General features: G+C 71.9%; 16 protein-coding genes. 10 read left to right on the top strand and 6 right to left on the bottom strand.

What is annotated here, in order from left to right; genetic code table 11:
- Positions 1–49: 49 nt before the first annotated feature.
- Positions 50–829: a response regulator transcription factor gene (locus ACN20G_RS10945; protein WP_424212556.1), complete on the top strand. Its 780-nt coding sequence runs from the start codon at positions 50–52 to the stop codon at positions 827–829.
- Entirely contained in the window at positions 826–2,346 is a 1,521-nt protein-coding gene (locus ACN20G_RS10950; protein WP_424212557.1) for a sensor histidine kinase, read from the top strand. The genes ACN20G_RS10945 and ACN20G_RS10950 overlap by 4 nt, the downstream gene beginning before the upstream one ends.
- Here ACN20G_RS10950 and ACN20G_RS10955 read toward each other — a convergent pair.
- Positions 2,317–3,282, bottom strand: coding sequence for a phosphatidylinositol-specific phospholipase C (locus ACN20G_RS10955; RefSeq protein ID WP_424212558.1), 966 nt, complete (start codon positions 3,280–3,282; stop codon positions 2,317–2,319). The genes ACN20G_RS10950 and ACN20G_RS10955 overlap by 30 nt on opposite strands.
- A gap of 257 nt (positions 3,283–3,539) precedes the next feature.
- Entirely contained in the window at positions 3,540–5,399 is a 1,860-nt protein-coding gene (locus ACN20G_RS10960) for a bifunctional metallophosphatase/5'-nucleotidase (protein WP_424212559.1), read from the bottom strand.
- A 119-nt stretch (positions 5,400–5,518) separates the two neighbouring features.
- On the opposite strand from ACN20G_RS10960, the gene mshD reads away from it, so the two are divergent.
- The 7 genes from mshD to pstB all read left to right on the top strand — a co-directional run bounded on the left by mshD (position 5,519) and on the right by pstB (position 14,715).
- Complete coding sequence (gene mshD, locus ACN20G_RS10965) at positions 5,519–6,466, top strand: mycothiol synthase (protein ID WP_424212561.1); 948 nt, start codon at positions 5,519–5,521, stop codon at positions 6,464–6,466.
- Positions 6,467–6,862: 396 nt separating this feature from the next.
- The gene (locus ACN20G_RS10970; protein WP_424212562.1) at positions 6,863–9,130 is read left to right on the top strand and encodes an RNA degradosome polyphosphate kinase; all 2,268 of its coding nucleotides are present in this window, start codon (positions 6,863–6,865) and stop codon (positions 9,128–9,130) included.
- On the top strand, positions 9,111–10,049 hold the full coding sequence (locus tag ACN20G_RS10975; protein WP_424212564.1) for a CHAD domain-containing protein: 939 nt from the start codon (positions 9,111–9,113) through the stop codon (positions 10,047–10,049). The genes ACN20G_RS10970 and ACN20G_RS10975 overlap by 20 nt, the downstream gene beginning before the upstream one ends.
- 408 nt (positions 10,050–10,457) lie before the next feature.
- Positions 10,458–11,597 carry a phosphate ABC transporter substrate-binding protein PstS gene (pstS, locus tag ACN20G_RS10980; RefSeq protein WP_424212565.1) on the top strand — a complete coding sequence of 380 codons (1,140 nt, stop codon included), beginning with the start codon at positions 10,458–10,460 and terminating at the stop codon, positions 11,595–11,597.
- 210 nt (positions 11,598–11,807) lie between these two features.
- Positions 11,808–12,800 (top strand): phosphate ABC transporter permease subunit PstC, encoded by a 993-nt coding sequence (gene pstC, locus ACN20G_RS10985; RefSeq protein ID WP_424212566.1) that lies wholly within the window; start codon positions 11,808–11,810, stop codon positions 12,798–12,800.
- Positions 12,800–13,882, top strand: coding sequence for a phosphate ABC transporter permease PstA (gene pstA, locus ACN20G_RS10990; protein WP_424212567.1), 1,083 nt, complete (start codon positions 12,800–12,802; stop codon positions 13,880–13,882). The genes pstC and pstA overlap by 1 nt, the downstream gene beginning before the upstream one ends.
- A gap of 56 nt (positions 13,883–13,938) precedes the next feature.
- The gene (gene pstB / locus ACN20G_RS10995; protein ID WP_424212568.1) at positions 13,939–14,715 is read left to right on the top strand and encodes a phosphate ABC transporter ATP-binding protein PstB; all 777 of its coding nucleotides are present in this window, start codon (positions 13,939–13,941) and stop codon (positions 14,713–14,715) included.
- A 235-nt stretch (positions 14,716–14,950) separates the two neighbouring features.
- On the opposite strand, the gene ACN20G_RS11000 is transcribed toward pstB, so the two are convergent.
- On the bottom strand, positions 14,951–15,949 hold the full coding sequence (locus tag ACN20G_RS11000; RefSeq protein WP_424212569.1) for an anion permease: 999 nt from the start codon (positions 15,947–15,949) through the stop codon (positions 14,951–14,953).
- A gap of 5 nt (positions 15,950–15,954) precedes the next feature.
- A complete protein-coding gene (locus ACN20G_RS11005; RefSeq protein ID WP_424212570.1) occupies positions 15,955–16,575 on the bottom strand; it encodes a DUF47 domain-containing protein in 621 nt (206 codons plus the stop codon).
- 220 nt (positions 16,576–16,795) lie between these two features.
- Between ACN20G_RS11005 and ACN20G_RS11010 the strand changes: the two genes are divergently transcribed.
- Positions 16,796–17,104 (top strand): metal-sensitive transcriptional regulator, encoded by a 309-nt coding sequence (locus ACN20G_RS11010; protein ID WP_424212571.1) that lies wholly within the window; start codon positions 16,796–16,798, stop codon positions 17,102–17,104.
- Positions 17,105–17,170: 66 nt separating this feature from the next.
- Here ACN20G_RS11010 and ACN20G_RS11015 read toward each other — a convergent pair whose 3' ends face one another.
- A complete protein-coding gene (locus ACN20G_RS11015) occupies positions 17,171–17,308 on the bottom strand; it encodes a hypothetical protein (protein WP_424212572.1) in 138 nt (45 codons plus the stop codon).
- A gap of 150 nt (positions 17,309–17,458) precedes the next feature.
- The gene (locus tag ACN20G_RS11020; protein WP_424212573.1) at positions 17,459–18,283 is read right to left on the bottom strand and encodes a hypothetical protein; all 825 of its coding nucleotides are present in this window, start codon (positions 18,281–18,283) and stop codon (positions 17,459–17,461) included.
- Positions 18,284–18,385: the final 102 nt, after the last annotated feature.

Raw genomic sequence — 18,385 nt, forward strand, 5'->3', positions numbered from 1 at the left:
ACCGGCCGCCGACCCACCGTCACGGACCACAACACCACCGGGGTGACCGATGAACGCCATCGAAGGCGAACCGCAGCGCGTCCTCGTCGTCGACGACGAACCCGCCGTGCGCGAGGCCCTGCGCCGCAGCCTCGCCTTCGAGGGCTACCTCGTCGACACCGCCGTCGACGGCCTCGACGCCCTCGACAAGGCGGGCGTCGGCAGCGGCCTGGCCGGCGGCCCCGGAGCCGCCCCCGGGCCCGGCCCCGACCTCGTCGTCCTCGACATCCAGATGCCCCGCATGGACGGGCTCACCGCCGCCCGCCGGATCCGCGCGGCCGGCCACACCACCCCCATCCTCATGCTCACCGCCCGCGACACCGTCGGCGACCGGGTCACCGGACTCGACGCGGGCGCCGACGACTACCTCGTCAAACCCTTCGAACTCGACGAGCTGTTCGCGCGCGTCCGCGCCCTGCTGCGCCGCAGCTCCTACGCGGCCCCCGCCGGCGCCCCCGCCCCCGCGTCCCCCGTCGCCGACACCCTCTCCTTCGGCGACCTGCGCATGAACCCCGCCACCCGCGAGGTGCACCGGGGAACCCGCCCCGTGGAACTCACCCGCACCGAGTTCACCCTCTTGGAGATGTTCCTCGCCCACCCCCGCCAGGTGCTGACCCGCGAACAGATCCTCAAGACCGTCTGGGGCTTCGACTTCGAACCCAGCTCCAACTCCCTCGACGTGTACGTGATGTACCTGCGCCGCAAGACCGAGGCCGGCGGCGAGCCCCGCCTCGTGCACACCGTGCGCGGGGTCGGCTACGTGCTCCGCTCCGGGGACGGCGGGGAGTGACCACCGGCCACGCCGAGCCGACGCACCCGGCGCCGGCTCCCCCCGACCCGGCCTCCGGACGCCCGGGCCGGCGCGGTCCGCTCACCGTCTTCCGGGCCCTGCCGCTGCGCTCCCGGATCGCCCTGCTGGTGACCGTCGCCGTGGCCCTGGCCGTGGCCGCCGTCTCCGCCGTGGCCTGGGTGATGGCCCGCGCCCAGCTCAACGACCAGCTCAACACCTCGCTGCGCACCAACAACGCCGCCGCCCAGGCCACCCAGACCTTCAACCGGCTCGGCGGCTGCGTCTCGGGACCGCAGACCCAGGGGCAGGTCATCAACGACCTGAGCGCCTCGGTGCAGATCGTGCTCCCGGACGGCCGACGCTGCTGGGTCGACGGCAAGAAGGCGCTGCCCTCGACCGACATCGACATCGAGGTGGCCCGCGGCGAACGCCCCGAGACCCTGTACGACACCAAGACCTCCGACGGCGCCTCCGTGCGCGTCTACACCCAGCCCGTCGTCGTCGGCACCCAGGCCGCCGCCCTCTCCGTGGCCCGCCCCCTCGCCGACATCGACCGGCCGCTGAACACGCTGGCCTGGGTGCTCGTGCTGGTCTCCGGCATCGGCGTGGTGGGCGCCGGCGCCACCGGCCTGTGGGTGGCCCGCACCGGCCTGCGCCCCGTGTACGAGCTGACCGGCGCGGTCGAGCACATCGCCCGCACCGAGGACCTCACCGTCCGCATCCCCGACGAGGGCACCGACGAGATCGCCCGGCTCTCGCGCTCCTTCAACCAGATGACCGCCGCCCTGGCCTCCTCCCGTGAACGCCAGGCCCAGCTCATCGCGGACGCCGGCCACGAGCTGCGCACCCCGCTCACCTCGATGCGCACCAACATCGAGCTGCTGGCCCGCAGCGAACAGACCGGCCGGGCCATCCCGCCGGAGGACCGGCGCGAGCTGCTGGCCTCCGTGAAGGCGCAGATGACCGAGCTGGCCGAGCTGATCAAGGACCTCCAGGAACTGTCCCGGACCGACGCCGCCGTCCCCGGACCGCCGACCATCGTGCCGCTGCACGAGATCGCCGAACAGGCCCTGACCCGGGCCCGGCTGCGCGGTCCGGAGCTGCTGTTCGAGACCTCCGTGGACCCGTGGTGGGTGCGCGGCGAGGCCCCGGCCCTGGAACGGGCCGTGGTCAACCTCCTCGACAACGCCGTGAAGTTCAGCCCGCCCGGCGCCGCCGTGGAGGTCTCCCTGAAGGCCGGGGAACTCGTGGTCCGCGACCACGGGCCGGGCATCCCGGAGGAGGAGCTGCCCTACGTCTTCGATCGCTTCTGGCGCTCGCCGACCGCCCGCGCCCTGCCCGGCAGCGGGCTGGGGCTGTCGATCGTGGCCAGGACCGCCGAGCGGGCGGGCGGCACGGCCCGGCTGCGGCCGGCGGCCGACGGGGGCAGCGGCACCGAGGCCGTGCTGCGGATCCCCGGCGCGCCGACCCCGCCGCCCGCCGACCCGTCAGAAGCCGGGATTGTGCCGCAGGAGTGAGGCGACCAGTCCGGACCGGGTGTTGGGGAAGTCCATGGGGACGATCCCGAGCCCGGTCCGGCCGGTGAACTCGGCGGAGTCCACGAACGCGTGGACCTGCGGATTGAGCCGGTCGGAGTTCCAGCGCGGCGGGAGCAGGGCGGCGGTGGAGACGTGGTTGACGAAGAGCCGGCCCGGTTGGGCCACGGCCTTGCGGAACTGGGCCTCGATCTTGCCGCGTTTGGCGAAGGGCTCGGCCATGTAGTCGTCCTGGACGTCGAAGACGGCCCCGTCGCCCCAGCGGACCCCGCCGGGCAGGCCGGCGTTGTCGGCGAGCAGCAGGACCCGGCCCCGGCAGTCGCCGAGGGTCGGCAGGGAGTCCCGGATCGCGAACAGGGAGCGCCAGCCGCGCCGGTCGAGGTAGTCGTCGAACACGGCCCGGAAGGCCGCGTCGGACTCCTCCGAGTACTCCTGTTTCACGCGCATCAGAACGGTCTCGCCGGGGTGCGCGGCGAGGAACTCCGCGCACGCCACCAGCACGTCGCCGAACATGAGCTGCTGGTAGGTGGCCCCGTGGTGGATGGCGAACGAGCCGCCGGTGATCCGGCAGCGCACGTCGAGGGAGCGGATCCCGGAGTCGAGCTGCTCGGCGATCGTGGTGTTCTGGCAGGCCACGTACAAGCCGCCGTACCGGGCCCCGGAGTCGTGGGTGCCGGGGATGGTGAGCCGGGTGAGCGGGGTCGCGTCGGGCAGGGCGCCGAGCCAGGAGCGCGGGTCGGGGACGGCGGCGCGGCCCGTGCGGACCGGGGCGGCGGCCGCGACGGCGGTGCCGGGGGCCAGGGCCAGGGCGGTGCCGGCGGCGACCGCGAGGGCCCCGCGCAGGACCGACCGGCGGCCGGGGCCGCCCGTCGGCGCCGGGACCGGCGCGGCACTGTCGACGAGCGCCGTGTTCGGCATCTGTTCCCCCCACCCGACCGGCCCGGCACGGCGCGCGGGGCCGCGTCCTCGGGTCGGCAACGGCCGCAGTATGGCCCGGCCCGCCGGGAGCGCGGCAGTCCCCTGCGGCCCTTCTCCCCCACCCCTCCCCGCCCTCTCCCCGCGCTCTCCACGCCCGACCCGGGAAACGGCGACGGGGCGCCGCGCGGCGGACCGTGGGGTCCTCCGGGCGACGCCCCGTCAGGGCCGCGCGGTGCGGGCGCGGCCGGCGCGGCGGATCACTTCACGACGGTGATCCGGTCGGCGGCCGGCGGCGCGATCGGGTTCGCGGCCGAGGAGTTCGCGGCCAGGTAGGCGTTGAACACGTCGAGGTCGGAGGCGCCGACCAGCTTGTTCTTGTGCTCCTTCAGGACCGTGAAGCCGTCGCCGCCGCCCGCGAGGAACTCGTTCATCGCGACGCGGTAGGTGGCGTTCGGGTCCAGCGGGGCGCCGTTGAGGCGGACCGAGTCGGCGAGGACGCGGTCGGCGCCGGCCTTGGTCATGTCCAGGGTGTAGGTGAAGCCCTTGGAGACCTGGAGGATCTTCGGGGATGCCTCGTTGACCGGGCCGGAGACCTGCTGGCGCAGGGCGGTGACGAGCTGGGCGCCGGTGAGGTCGACGACGTTCATCATGTTGGTGAAGGGCTGGACGGTGAACGCCTCGCCGTAGGTCACCACCCCGTCGCCCTCGGAGCCGGCCGCCTTGAAGGCCAGGTCGGAGCGGATGCCGCCGGGGTTCATCAGGGCGAGCTGGGCGCCGCCCTTGTCGGCCGGGGCCAGTCCGGCGAGCTGCGCGTCGGCGATCAGGTCGCCGAGCGGCTTCTCGTACGCGGCGGAGCCGCGGCCGGGGATGTCGGCGGAGATCCAGCCCTGCGGGCGGTTGGCGACGGGCGCGGCCAGGGTGTTCCAGCGGGTGATCAGCTCGGTCATGTCGGGGGCCTTGGGCTGCTCCCGGGTGACGACCTTGTTGACGGGCTTGGGGGCCTTGACGCCGGTGCGGACGATGTCACCGGTCCACCGGTCGTAGGTGAGGGTGGTGTCCGTGTAGAGCCGGCCGATGGAGGCGGCGGAGGTCACGGTGCGCGGCTTGCCCGCCGGGTCGGGGATGGTGCAGGCGTATGCCTGGTGGGTGTGGCCGGTGACCAGCGCGTCCACCTTGGGCGTGACGTTCTTGGCGATGTCCACGACGGCCCCCGAGATGCCGGCGCCGGCGCCGGGGGTGTCGCAGGAGTAGTTGTACGCGCCGGAGGCCGGCATGCCGCCCTCGTGGATGAGCGCGACGATCGACTTCACGCCCTGGCGGTTCAGCTCCTCGGCGTACTTGTTGATCGTCTCGACCTCGTCCTTGAACTTCAGGCCCTTGACGCCCTCGGCGGTGACGATGTCGGGGGTGCCCTCCAGGGTGACCCCGATGAAGCCGATCCTGATGCCGTCGCGCTGCCACACGGTGTACGGCTTGAGCAGCGGCTTCCTGGTCTTCTCGTCCGTCACGTTCGCGGCGAGGTAGGGGAACTCGGCCCCGCCGAAGCGCTTGGGCTTGCCGTTCGGCTTCTTCTCGAAACAGCCGGCGGTGGGGTGACAGCCGCCGTTCTGCATGCGCAGGAGTTCGGCGCGGCCCTCGTCGAACTCGTGGTTGCCGACGCTCGTGACGTCGAGGTCGAGCTTGTTGAGGGCCTCGATGGTGGGCTCGTCGTGGAAGAGCCCGGACAGCAGGGGGCTGCCGCCGATCATGTCGCCCGCCGCCGCGGTCACGGTGTAGCGGTGTCCCTTGCGGGCCTCGCGCAGGCTGTTGGCGAGGTATTCGACGCCGCCGGCCGGTATGGCCTTGGTGGTGCCGTCCGGCTGGAGCTCGGAGACGGTGCCGGAGGAGCCCTGCGGCGGCTCCAGGGTGCCGTGGAAGTCGTTGAAGGACAGCATCTGCACGTCGACGGTGCGGCTGAACCCGGGCCAGTACCCGGTGTGGCGGCTCTCGGCGCGGTCGGCACCGACGGCTCCGGCCGGCAGGGCGGCGGCGAGCAGGGTGCCGGCCCCGGCGGTGACGGCGAGTGCGGCGAAGCTCAACCTGCGGGTGCGGCGGCGCCGTTGCGGAGTCGCTGACATCAAGTTCCCCTTTGCGGGCAGCGAAACGACATGGGAGGTGCCCCGCAGCCTATGGTCAACGCGCGTAGCACGACAGGGGGTAACGGGTTACGGCCAGGTTGCGGTCGTAGGCTCGTCGCATGACCGATACGAACGCGGCACCGACCGTGGAACCGGCCCGCCGGATCCTCACCCTGCCCGAGCTGACGCAGCGGCAGGCCGCCGACGTCCTGGAACTGATCGAGCACGCCGTCCGGGTGGACGGCGCCTCGGCCGTCTCGGAGCAGGGCCGCCTCCACCTCGCCGGGGGACTGCGTCCCGGTATCACCCATTTCCTGCTCTTCGACGGCGAGCGGCTCGCCGGTTACGGGCAGTTGGAGGACACCGATCCCGTCGAGGCCCCCGCGGCGGAGCTCGTCGTCCACCCCGCGCTGCGCGGACGCGGCCACGGCCGGGCCCTGGGCGGCGCCCTGCTGGCCGCCTCCGGCAAGCGGCTGCGGGCCTGGGCGCACGGCGGCAAATCCGGCGCCCGCCACCTGGCCCAGGTGCTCGGCCTCACCCTCTTCCGCGAGCTGCGCCAGTTGCGCCGGCCGCTCGTCGCGGAGCCCGGTCGCGAGTTCACGCCGCTGCCCGAGCCGGTCTGGCCGGCCGGGGTCACCGTGCGCACCTTCGTGCCGGGGCGGGACGAGGAGGCGTGGCTGGCCGCGAACGCCGCCGCCTTCGCCCACCACCCCGAGCAGGGTTCCCTCGACGCGCGCGACCTGGCCGACCGGATGGCCCAGCCCTGGTTCGACCCGGCGGGCTTCTTCCTGGCCGAGCGGGACGGTGAGCTCGTCGGCTTCCACTGGACCAAGCGGCACGAGGCGGAGGACCTCGGCGAGGTGTACGTGGTCGGCGTGCTGCCCACCGCGCAGGGCGGCGGGCTCGGCAAGGCGCTCACCGCCGTGGGCCTGCGGCACCTGAGCGAGAGCGGCCTGCCCACCGCGATGCTGTACGTGGACGCCGACAACCCGGCCGCCCTCTCCGTCTACGAGGGGCTGGGCTTCACCACGCACGCGGTGGACCTCATGTACCGCACCGAGACCTGACCGTCACCCCGGGTGACCCCCGCGCGCCCGCCGGTCGCCCGGGCGGACACCTGACGGACTCGGTCCCCGGAGCGCTGTTTCACGTGAAACACGGCGGGCCGCCCCCGACCCCGCCCGAGCGGTCGGGGGCCCGGCCCCGACCCGACCGCCCCCGCCGCGCTCACCGGCTGTTTCACGTGAAACACTGCGCGCGGGTCCCGGACCCGGCCCCACCACCCGAGCGGCCCAACGCCCCGGGCGACGATCCCGCGCGAGCTCCCGGCTGCTTGGAAGCCATACGCCATTAACCGGGCATTAAGACGTGCTTGGGAACCTCCCTCCATGCAGCCCGCGCTCTCCGTCCATTCCCTTCTTCCCGACGCGCCTGACCAGGCCCGTGCGCGGAAGAATGGAGACATGAGCCACCAGCCCAGCGCATCCACCCCCGCCGAGGCCCCCGGGGCCCGCGAGGTCCCCTCCCAGCTCTCCCCGCGCATCGGTTCCCTTTCGGCCCACCGAGCGCACAGCGGCCTCGAACCCGATCTCGACGCCGACCTCGACAGCTACGGGATCGCGCTGGTGGACGACGAGGACCCGGAGGGCAAGGAGCGCGAGGAGCTGCCCGCCAACCGGTTCCTGGACCGGGAGCGCAGCTGGCTGGCCTTCAACGAGCGAGTGCTGGAGCTGGCCGAGGACCCCGCGACCCCGCTGCTGGAGCGGGCGAACTTCCTGGCGATCTTCGCCTCGAACCTCGACGAGTTCTTCATGGTCCGGGTGGCCGGCCTCAAGCGCCGCATCGCGACCGGGGTCGCCACCCGCTCCGCCTCCGGATTGCAGCCCCGCGAGGTCCTGGACCTGATCTGGACCCGCTCGCGCGAGCTGATGGCGCGGCACGCCGCCTGCTACCAGCACGACGTGTCCCCCGCTCTCGCCGAGGAGGGCATAGAGCTGATCCGCTGGCCCGACCTGACCGAGAAGGAACAGGCCCGGCTCTTCACTCTCTTCCGCAACCGGATCTTCCCGGTGCTCACCCCGCTGGCCGTGGACCCGGCGCACCCCTTCCCCTACATCTCCGGGCTCTCGCTGAACCTGGCCGTCGTGGTCCGCAACCCCGTCAGCGGCCACCGGCACTTCGCCCGCGTGAAGGTGCCGCCGCTGCTGACCCGCTTCCTGGAGGCGTCCCCGCAGCGGTACGTGCCGCTGGAGGACGTGATCGCGGCCCACCTGGAGGAGCTGTTCCCGGGCATGGAGGTGCTGGCGCACCACATGTTCCGCGTGACCCGCAACGAGGACCTCGAAGTCGAGGAGGACGACGCCGAGAACCTGCTCCAGGCCCTGGAGAAGGAGCTCATGCGCCGCCGCTTCGGCCCGCCGGTGCGCCTGGAGGTCGAGGAGTCCATCGACCCGGGCGTGCTGGACCTGCTGGTGCAGGAGCTGAAGGTCTCGGCCGCCGAGGTCTACCCGCTGCCCGGCCCGCTGGACCTCACCGGTCTGTTCGGCGTGGCCTCCCTGGACCGTCCCGAGCTGAAGTTCCCCAAGTTCGTCGCCGGCACCCACCGCGACCTCGCGGAGGTCGAGTCGGCCTCCGCCCCCGACATCTTCGCGGCGCTGCGCGAACGGGACGTGCTGCTGCACCACCCGTACGACTCCTTCTCCACCTCCGTGCAGGCGTTCCTGGAACAGGCGGCCGCCGACCCGGACGTGCTGGCCATCAAGCAGACCCTGTACCGCACCTCCGGCGACTCCCCCATAGTCGACGCCCTGATCGACGCCGCCGAGTCCGGCAAGCAGGTCCTGGTCCTGGTCGAGATCAAGGCCCGCTTCGACGAACAGGCGAACATCAAGTGGGCGCGCAAGCTGGAGGAGTCCGGCTGTCACGTGGTCTACGGGCTCGTCGGCCTCAAGACCCACTGCAAGCTCTCCCTCGTGGTCCGCCAAGAGGGCGAGACCCTGCGCCGCTACAGCCACGTCGGCACCGGCAACTACCACCCCAAGACGGCCCGGCTGTACGAGGACCTCGGCCTGCTGACCGCCGACCCGCAGGTCGGCGCCGACCTCTCCGACCTCTTCAACCGGCTCTCCGGCTACTCCCGCCGCGAGACCTACCGACGCCTGCTGGTCGCCCCACGCTCCCTGCGCGACGGGCTGATCACCCGCATCGACAAGGAGGCCGCGCAGGCCCGCGCGGGCCGACCCGGCTCGGTCCGCCTCAAGATGAACTCCATCGTCGACGAGGCGCTCATCGACTCCCTGTACCGCGCCTCGCAGGCCGGGGTACAGGTGGACATCTGGGTGCGCGGCATCTGCGCGGTCCGTCCCGGGGTCACCGGCCTCTCCGAGAACATCAGGGTCCGCTCCGTCCTCGGGCGCTTCCTCGAACACTCCCGGGTCTTCGCCTTCGGCAACGGCGGCGAGCCCGAGGTGTGGATCGGCAGCGCCGACATGATGCACCGCAATCTCGACCGCCGCATCGAGGCCCTGGTCCGGGTCGCCGACCCGGGGCACCGGGCCGCCCTCGACCGGCTGCTGGAGACCGGCATGTCCGACACCACGGCCTCCTGGCACCTCGGGCCCGACGGTGAGTGGACCCGGTACAACACCGACTCCGAGGGCCGCCCCCTGCGGCACGTCCAGGAGATGCTCATAGACGCCCGGAGGCGCCGGCGTGGCCCTGCCAAACCCTGACAGCACGGCCGGCGAGGTCCTGGGCGCCTACCTGCGCGCCCAGGCCACCGCGTTCCTGCGCGGACTGCGGCTGCACGAGGAGAGCGGACCCGACGCGCACGGCGCGGCCGACGCCGCCCTCCTGCTGCGCGCCGCCGCCCGCCGGATCGGCGTCTCCCTGGCCACCTTCCGCGGGGTCACCCCGAACCCGTGGGCGGACGGACTGCGCACCGAACTGGTGTGGCTGTCGAGCACCCTCGCCGACGAACACGCCTACGGCAGCCGGCTGACCCGGCTGATGGAGGCCCTGCACCGGCTGTCCGCCGTGCCCGCCCCGCGCGGCTCCGGCTCCGGCGCGGGCTCCCTCACCGTGGGCTCCGCCCGCGCCGGAGCCCTGCTGGAGCGGCAGCTCACCCTCGGGCGCACCCGCGCCCACTCGGCGAGCCTCCAGGCCCTGGGCTCCTCCCGCTTCCACGCCGTCGCCGACTCCGTGGCCGTGCTGGCCTCCGAGGTGCCGCTGGACCCGGTGGCCGCCACGGGCCGGGTCGAGGAGGTCCTGGTCCCCCTCGCCGAGCTGGCCGGCGCCCGGCTGGGCACGGCGGTCGCCGCCCTGCCCGAGTCCCCCGGCCCGCACCCCTACGACGCGCACACCGACGCCGCCTGGCACGAGGTGCGCCGCCTGCTGCGCGTCCACCGCTACGCCGGCGAGCTGCTCGGCGAGGACGTCGACCGGGCCGCCCTCGCGGGGGCCGCCCTCGACCGGCACCGGGACGCCTCCGAGGCGGCGGCCACCGCCGCCGGCGCCGCCCGCACCCCGCGCATCGCCCCGGCCACCGCCTACGCCCTCGGCGTGCTCCACGCCGACCAGCGTCACGCGGTCGAGGCCGCCCGGGGCGAGTTCCACCGGTTCTGGAGCCTGCACCCGGCCCCCACGGCCTGAGCTCCGAGGGCGATTTCCGGCCGGCCCGCCCCGGCCCGTCCTCCGCCCGCCCCGACCCGATCCGCGCTGCCCGCGCGCGCCGCCGCACGCCCCGACACCCGCCCGAACCGGACGCCACACCCCCAGGTCACGGCGGGATAACGGGAAGGGAACGGGGCGAAAACGGCGAGCCGTACCGGAACCGCTCGCACCATGCCGTCCGCCACGGTTCACCGTCCGTTCACTCACCCCGGTCGGCCGCTTCACCTGATCTGCCTAATTTCGGCAGTGCACGGTGCACGACACCCCGAGAATCGCCTCTCCGAGGCGCGGGGCCGCGCCCGCGCACCACCCAAACGTTCGCAGTCCTCTTCGCACGCCGCCCGGATCGCCAGAGCGGCCGGCGGCTCCTGGAAGGAACACCCGAAAGTGAAGCTTCAGCGCAAGAACCGGCTTCGTGCCTCCGCCCTCGGGGCCCTCGTCGTGTCCGGCGCCCTGGTCCTCACGGCGTGCGGTTCGGACAACAACACCCAGACCGGCTCCGACGGCAGCAGCAAGGCGCCCGCCGTCGCCAAGGGCGACATCGACTGCGGCGACGCCAAGGGCAAGGTCCTGGCCTCCGGTTCCTCCGCGCAGAAGAACGCGGTCGACCTGTGGATCAAGAACTACATGGCCGGCTGCTCCGGCGTCGAGGTCAACTACAAGTCCTCCTCCTCCGGTGAGGGCATCGTGGCCTTCAACCAGGGCACGGTCGGCTTCGCCGGTTCCGACTCCCCGCTCAAGCCCGAGCAGGTCGCGGACTCGAAGAAGATCTGCACCGGCGGCCAGGGCGTCAACCTCCCGATGGTCGGCGGCCCGATCGCCATCGGCTTCAACGTCTCCGGCGTGGACAAGCTCACCCTCGACGCCCCCACCATCGGCGCGATCTTCAACGACAAGATCAAGAAGTGGGACGACGAGGCCATCAAGAAGCTGAACCCCGGCGTCACCCTCCCCTCCACCGCCATCCAGGCATTCCACCGCTCCGAGGACTCGGGCACCACCGAGAACCTCGGCAAGTACCTCAAGGCCACCGCCGGTGACAGCTGGGGCTACGAGCCCGCCAAGAAGTGGCCGGCCCCCGGTGGCCAGGCCGCCTCGGGCTCCGCGGGCGTCGCCGCCCAGGTCAAGCAGGTCGACGGCGCGATCGGCTACTTCGAGCTCTCCTACGCCACCTCGCAGTCCATCAAGACCGTGGACGTCAACACCGGCGCCGGCGCCCCCGTGTCCGCCACCTCCGAGAACGCCTCGAAGGCCATCGCCGCCGCCAAGGTCACCGGCACCGGCTCCGACCTGGCCCTGAAGCTCGACTACACCACCAAGGCCGAGGGTGCCTACCCGCTGGTCCTGGTCACCTACGAGGTCGCCTGCGACAAGGGCAACAAGCCCGAGACCCTCGCCTCGGTGAAGTCCTTCCTGGGCTACGCCGCCTCCGACGCCGGCCAGAAGCTCCTCTCGGAGCACGGCTACGCGCCGATCCCGGCCGAGATCAACGCGAAGGTCCGCGAGGTCGTCAAGAACCTCGGCTGAGGCCGGTGAGGCCCGGGCACCCGCCCGGGCCCGCCGCCCCCGCCACTCGTCCCCCGCACGTCGCCACGACGTCACCACCCCGGGGACGATCCGGAGGCGGGGCCGCTCCCGTCCGAGCGGCCCCGCCTCCCCACCCCTCCCCCGGCCCGCCGGGGGAACTCCGGTGCACCGCCGCCAGGGGGCCCGCCCCCCACACAGACCGGAAAGACCATGGCTTCCACCACACCCACCCACGCAGACCCGGCTCCGCCACGGGTCGCCACGAGCAAGGGGTCCACCGGCCGCGCCGGTGACAAGATATTCGCCGGCCTCTCCAAGGGCTCCGGCATCCTGCTCCTGGTGATCATGGCGTCGATCGCCGCCTTCCTCACCTACCGCGCCGTGCTGGCCCTGTCGAAGAACGAGGGCAACTTCCTCACCACCTTCGACTGGAACGCCGCCGGCAACCCCCCCGTCTTCGGCATCGCCGTCCTCCTCTTCGGCACGGTGATCAGCTCGATCATCGCGATGGTCATCGCCGTCCCCATCGCCGTCGGCATCGCCCTGTTCATCTCGCACTACGCCCCGCGCAAGCTCGCCGCGCCGCTCGCGTACGTGGTGGACCTGCTGGCCGCCGTCCCCTCGATCATCTACGGCATCTGGGGCGCCCTCTTCCTGGTCCCGTACCTGGAGGGCCTGAACCTCTGGCTCGACCAGTTCATGGGCTGGACCTACGTCTTCGACAAGACCCAGATCGGCGCCGCCCGCTCCCTCTTCACCGTCGGCGTGCTGCTCGCGATCATGATCCTCCCGATCGTGACGAGCGTGAGCCGCGAGGTCTTCCTGCAGGTCCCGCGCATGAACGAGGAGGCCGCCCTGGCCCTCGGCGCGACCCGCTGGGAGGTCATCCGCATGTCGGTGCTGCCCTTCGGCCGCTCCGGCGTCATCTCCGCCTCCATGCTCGGCCTCGGCCGGGCGCTGGGCGAGACCATGGCCGTGGCCACCGTCCTCTCCCCGAGCTTCCTCATCTCGCTGCACGTGCTCGACCCCGGCGGCGGCACCTTCGCGCAGAACATCGCCGCGAAGTTCGACGAGGCCAACGAGTTCGGCCGGGACGCGCTGATCGCCTCCGGCCTGGTGCTCTTCCTCCTCACCCTGCTCGTCAACGGCGCGGCCCGCCTGATCATCGCGCGCCGCAAGGAGTACTCGGGGGCGAACGCCTGATGAGCCAGACCATCCAGGACCGACGCCCCGCCCGGGCCGTCAGGTCCGCCGCCCCCAAGACCCTCACCCAGGGCAGCCTGCCCCGCTGGGCCCCGGCCGGCATCGCCGTCGGCTCGGTCGCCCTGGGCTCCGGCCTCGGTCTCGTCCTCGGCCTGCACAGCAAGGTCCAGTGGGGCCTGCTCGCCGCCCTGCTCTTCGTCCTGATCACCTACGTGCTCAGCAGCGTGGTCGAGAACCGCCGCCAGGCCAAGGACCGGGTCGCGACCTCGGTCGTCTGGGTCTGCTTCGTCCTCGCCGTGGTCCCGCTGCTCTCCCTGCTGTGGACCACCGTCAGCAAGGGCATGAAGGTCCTCGACGGCTACTTCCTGGGCCACTCGATGGCCGGCGTCGCCGGCTTCGAAGCCGGCGGCGGCGTGTACCACGCCCTCCTCGGCACCATCGAGCAGGTGCTCCTGGCCACCGCGATCGCGGCCCCCGTCGGCCTGCTGACCGCCGTCTACCTGGTCGAGTACGGCAAGGGCCCGCTCGCCAAGGCCGTGACCTTCTTCGTCGACGTGATGACCGGCATCCCCTCCATCGTGGCGGGCCTGTTCATCCTCACCACGTGGAACCTGATGCTGGGCTTCGGCCCCTCCGGCTTCGCCGGCGCCATGGCCCTGTCGATCCTGATGATGCCGGTCGTGGTCCGCTCCACCGAGGAGATGCTCAAGCTCGTCCCGAACGAGCTGCGCGAGGCGGCCCTCGCCCTCGGCGTCCCGAAGTGGCGCGTGATCCTCAAGGTGGTCCTGCCCACCGCGATCGGCGGCATCTCCACCGGCGTCATGCTCGCCGTCGCCCGCATCACCGGCGAGACCGCCCCGATCATGCTGCTGGTCTTCGGCTCCCAGCTGATCAACGGCAACCCCTTCGAAGGGGCCCAGTCCTCGCTCCCGCTCTACATCTGGGAGCAGTACAAGGTCGGTACGGACCCCTCGTACGACCGGGCCTGGGCCGCCGCCCTGGTGCTGATCGCCTTCGTCATGATCCTGAACCTGGTGGCCCGCGGCATCGCCCGCTGGAAGGCCCCGAAGACCGGCCGATAGCGGCCCACGACTTGCGGCTCCGCCGAGCGGGGCCATCGAAAAGAGCAGTGATTCCCATGGCCAAGCGCATCGACGTCTCCGGTCTCTCCGCCTTCTACGGCACCCACAAGGCCATCGACGACATCTCCATGACCGTCGAGCCCCGCTCCGTGACGGCCTTCATCGGCCCGTCCGGCTGCGGCAAGTCCACCTTCCTGCGGACCCTGAACCGCATGCACGAGGTCACCCCCGGCGGCCGCGTGGAGGGCAAGGTCCTCCTGGACGACGAGAACCTGTACGGCGCGGGCATCGACCCGGTCGCCGTCCGCCGCACCGTCGGCATGGTCTTCCAGCGCCCCAACCCCTTCCCCACCATGTCGATCTTCGACAACGTGGCGGCGGGCCTGCGCCTGAACGGCAAGTTCAGGAAGAGCGAGCTGGAGGAGATCGTCGAGCGGTCCCTCAAGGGCGCGAACCTCTGGAACGAGGTCAAGGACCGCCTGAACAAGCCCGGCTCCGGCCTCTCGGGCGGCCAGCAGCAGCGCCTGTGCATCGCCCGCGCCATCGCGGTCGAGCCCGAGGTCCTGCTGATGGACGAGCCCTGCTCCGCCCTCGACCCGATCTCCACCCTCGCCATCGAGGACCTGATCGGGGAGCTCAAGGAGCGCTTCACCATCGTCATCGTGACGCACAACATGCAGCAGGCGGCCCGCGTCTCCGACCGCACCGCCTTCTTCAACCTGGCGGCCGTGGGCCAGCCCGGCAAGCTGATCGAGATCGACGACACCGAGCGGATCTTCTCCAACCCGTCCGTCCAGGCCACCGAGGACTACATCTCCGGCCGCTTCGGATGATCCCCCGCCGGCCTCCGGGCCGGCGGCCACGACACGTCCTGCGGTGCTGCATGGCGGTGCCACCGCACGGCGAGAAAGAGGGCCGGCTCCCCCTGGGTGGGGGGAGCCGGCCCCTTTCACTTCCCCGCCCCACCCGCCCGCACGTGTCGTGTTTCACGTGAAACGCCCGGGGCGGTCGAGCGCGTGTACCGCGTGCTCGACCGCCCCGGGCGGATGAACGGAAGGGATCCGGCGATCAGCCGAAGGCCAGATGCACGATCCAGAAGCTGACCGCGGCCACCAGGGCCGCCGCCGGCATGGTGATGAACCAGCCCAGGATGATGTTCTTGGCGACGCCCCAGCGGACCGCGTTGACCCGCTTGGTCGCGCCCACGCCCATGATCGCGGAGGTGATCACGTGGGTGGTGGAGATCGGCGCGTGGAAGAGGAACGCCGAGCCGAACATGATCGAGGCACCGGTGGTCTCGGCCGCGAAGCCCTGCGGCGGGTCCAGCTCGATGATCTTCCGGCCCAGGGTCCGCATGATGCGCCAGCCACCCGCGTAGGTGCCCAGGGACAGCATCACGGCACAGGCGATCTTGACCCACACCGGGATCGCGTCGCCCGCCTGCTCGACGTCGGCGATGACCAGGGCCATCACCACGATGCCCATGGTCTTCTGCGCGTCCTGGAGGCCGTGGCCCAGCGCCATGCCGGCCGCCGAGACGGTCTGCGCGATGCGGAACCCGCGCTTGGCCTTGTGCGGGTTGACCCGGCGGAACATCCACAGGATCGCCACCATCACCAGATAACCGACGATGAGGCCGACGAAGGGCGAGACGAACATCGGGATGACGACCTTCTCGACCACCCCGGACCAGATGACCTCGGTCCCGCCGGCCAGCGCCGCGCCCACCATGCCGCCGAACAGGGCGTGCGAGGAGGACGAGGGAAGTCCGAAGTACCAGGTGATCAGGTTCCAGACGATCGCGCCGACCAGGGCCGCGAAGAGGATCCACATGCCCTTGTTGCCGTGCGGGGTCTCGATGAGCCCCTCGCTGACGGTCTTGGCGACCCCGCTGCCCATGAAGGCACCGGCGAGGTTCATCACCGCGGCCATCGCCAGGGCGGCGCGCGGGGTCAGGGCCCGGGTGGAGACGGAGGTCGCGATGGCGTTCGCGGAATCGTGGAAGCCGTTCGTATAGGTGAAGCCCAGGGCGACACCGATGGTCACGACCAGTGCGAAGGTGTCCACGAGGTTCAGGACTCCTTGACCGCGATGGTCTCCACCGTGTTCGCGACGTGCTCGAACGCGTCCGCGGCCTCTTCCAGCACGTCCACGACCTGCTTGAGCTTGAGGACCTCGATGGCGTCGTACTTGCCGTTGAAGAGCTGCGCGAGGAGCTTGCGGTGGATCTGGTCCGCCTGGTTCTCGAGTCGGTTGACCTCGATCCAGTACTCGGTGAGGTTCTCCATGGTCCGCAGGTGCGGCATGGCCTCGGCGGTCAGCTCGGCCGCCCGCGCCAGGACCTCGATCTGCTGCTCGACGCCCTTGGGCAGTTCCTCGATGTTGTAGAGGACGACCAGGTCGACGGCCTCCTCCATGAAGTCCATGATGTCGTCGAGCGAGGACGCGAGGTTGTAGATGTCCTCGCGGTCGAACGGCGTGATGAAGGAGGAGTTCAGCTGATGGAAGATCGCGTGGGTCGCGTCGTCACCCGCGTGCTCCGCGGCCCGCATCCGTTCGGCGATCTCGGCTCGGGCGGAGGTGTCCGCTCCGAGCAGTTCCATCAGGAGCTTGGAGCCCGTGACGATGTTGTCCGCGGATGCGGCGAACATGTCGTAGAAGCTCGTCTCCCTGGGGGTCAGACGAAATCGCACGGTGAGGTCCTCGGGGTGCATCGGGTTCGGTCAGGCTGATGCTAGGCGCATCCTCCGGCCACGGCTAACCGGCAGAACCGGCCGGTTCCCCAGTGTCCTCCATCAGGCAGAGTGAAGCGCACGGACCCCCGCCCGCGCGGGTCGGCCCGGTATCCTATACCCATGCGGGGTATGCACGACAGGTGCCCGCCCCGAATACACGTGATCCACGGGAGGACGCATGACGACCACCGAGGCCGACGGCGCCGTCCACGGCTATCACCACCAGAAGGACGAACACCTCAAGCGCCTGCGCCGGATCGAGGGCCAGATCCGCGGCCTCCAGCGGCTCGTCGACGAGGACGTCTACTGCATCGACATACTCACGCAGGTCTCCGCCAGCACGAAGGCCCTGCAGTCCTTCGCCCTGCAACTCCTGGAGGAACACCTGCGGCACTGCGTCGCGGACGCGGCCGTCAAGGGCGGGGAGGAGATCGACGCGAAGGTCGAGGAGGCCACCAAGGCCATCGCCCGCCTGCTGCGCACCTGAGCGCGCGGGCCCCGATCGGCGCCGGTCACGGGACGGGAAGCCCGTCCCGGGGCCGGGCCGGCCCGGTCACCAGGGGGCGCACACCCCGCGGAGCACCTCGTCGATCCGGTCCTGGCTGAGCCGGTCCTCATCGGCGTCGGAGGCCGCGATGATCAGCTCTCCGCACAGCTCGATCTCGGCCAGGGCCACGTGATCCTGCGTCATCACCCCGTGGCTCGGAGTCACTCGTGTCACCCTCTTCCTGATCGTCACCGGCCGGTCCAGAGTAGGGAGTGTCACACGCGGCGCGCATGACACGGATGGGCCATTTCCGGTTACCCGAACACGCCCCGGCCCCACCCGGTCCGGCCGGCCCTACTGGGCGATCCGGCCGGCGTAGATGTCCCGGCTCTCGGGCAGCACGACGCTCACCGGCGTGCCGAACCCGTACAGCAGCGTGGTCGACGAGACATCGATCACCCCCTGGTTGACGTAGCTGAACCGGTGCCGCACCTTGCGCAGCCGGCCCTCCTCGTCGAGGTAGGCGTCGAAGGGGACGGCGTCCTTGGCGAACCCTTTCGCCGCCGCCGTCAACGCGCCCTTGACGTGTTCCGGGGCCGCCGCGGCCGCCCGTCCCAGGTCGGCGGTGCCCCGGTAGTGCCGGACCTTCGTGCCCGACAGGTCCTCCTCGCCCACGAAGACCACCCCCTCGGCCGAGCGCAGCAGCTCGACGGCGACGATCGGGTCGGTGGCCCCGCCGGTGACGAGGTTGCCGTCGGAGAGGGTGGTGGTGTCCACCCGGACCCACTTGTCCTCGGGCACCCCGGCGCCCCGGTTCTTCATGTACAGGGCGCCCGGCGCCAGCAGCTCCGTGATGGGCCGGTGCTCGGACTTGCCGGCCGCGTCCGCCGGCAGCAGCACGACGAGCTGCCCGAGCCGGCCCGCGAAGTCCACCCCGCCCTCGCCGCGGATCGTCACCCGGGTCCCGCCCGCGGCCATCTCCATCGCCGTCCGGGCCCGCGCGCTGCCCGCCTCCGCGAGCACGTCGGCCGCGGACCGCACCGCCGCCGTGCCGTCGGCGACCGAGCCCGCCGGACGCGCGTCGGCCCCGTCGGCCTCCCCGCACCCCGCCAGTCCGCCCGTCGCCACCACGGCCACGGCGGCGGCCCACGCCGCCCGCCTGTGCTGGTGCACCACCATCGCCTGCCAACCCCCAACGCGTGACCGCTGCTTGCCCGAGGCCCCCGCCCGCTCCGCTTAACGAGGTGCGCGGTTTCCCGTCACGCCCCCACCCGATCGGGA

Origin of the sequence: Streptomyces dryopteridis (assembly GCF_049606955.1) — a bacterium.
Lineage (GTDB): Bacteria > Actinomycetota > Actinomycetes > Streptomycetales > Streptomycetaceae > Streptomyces.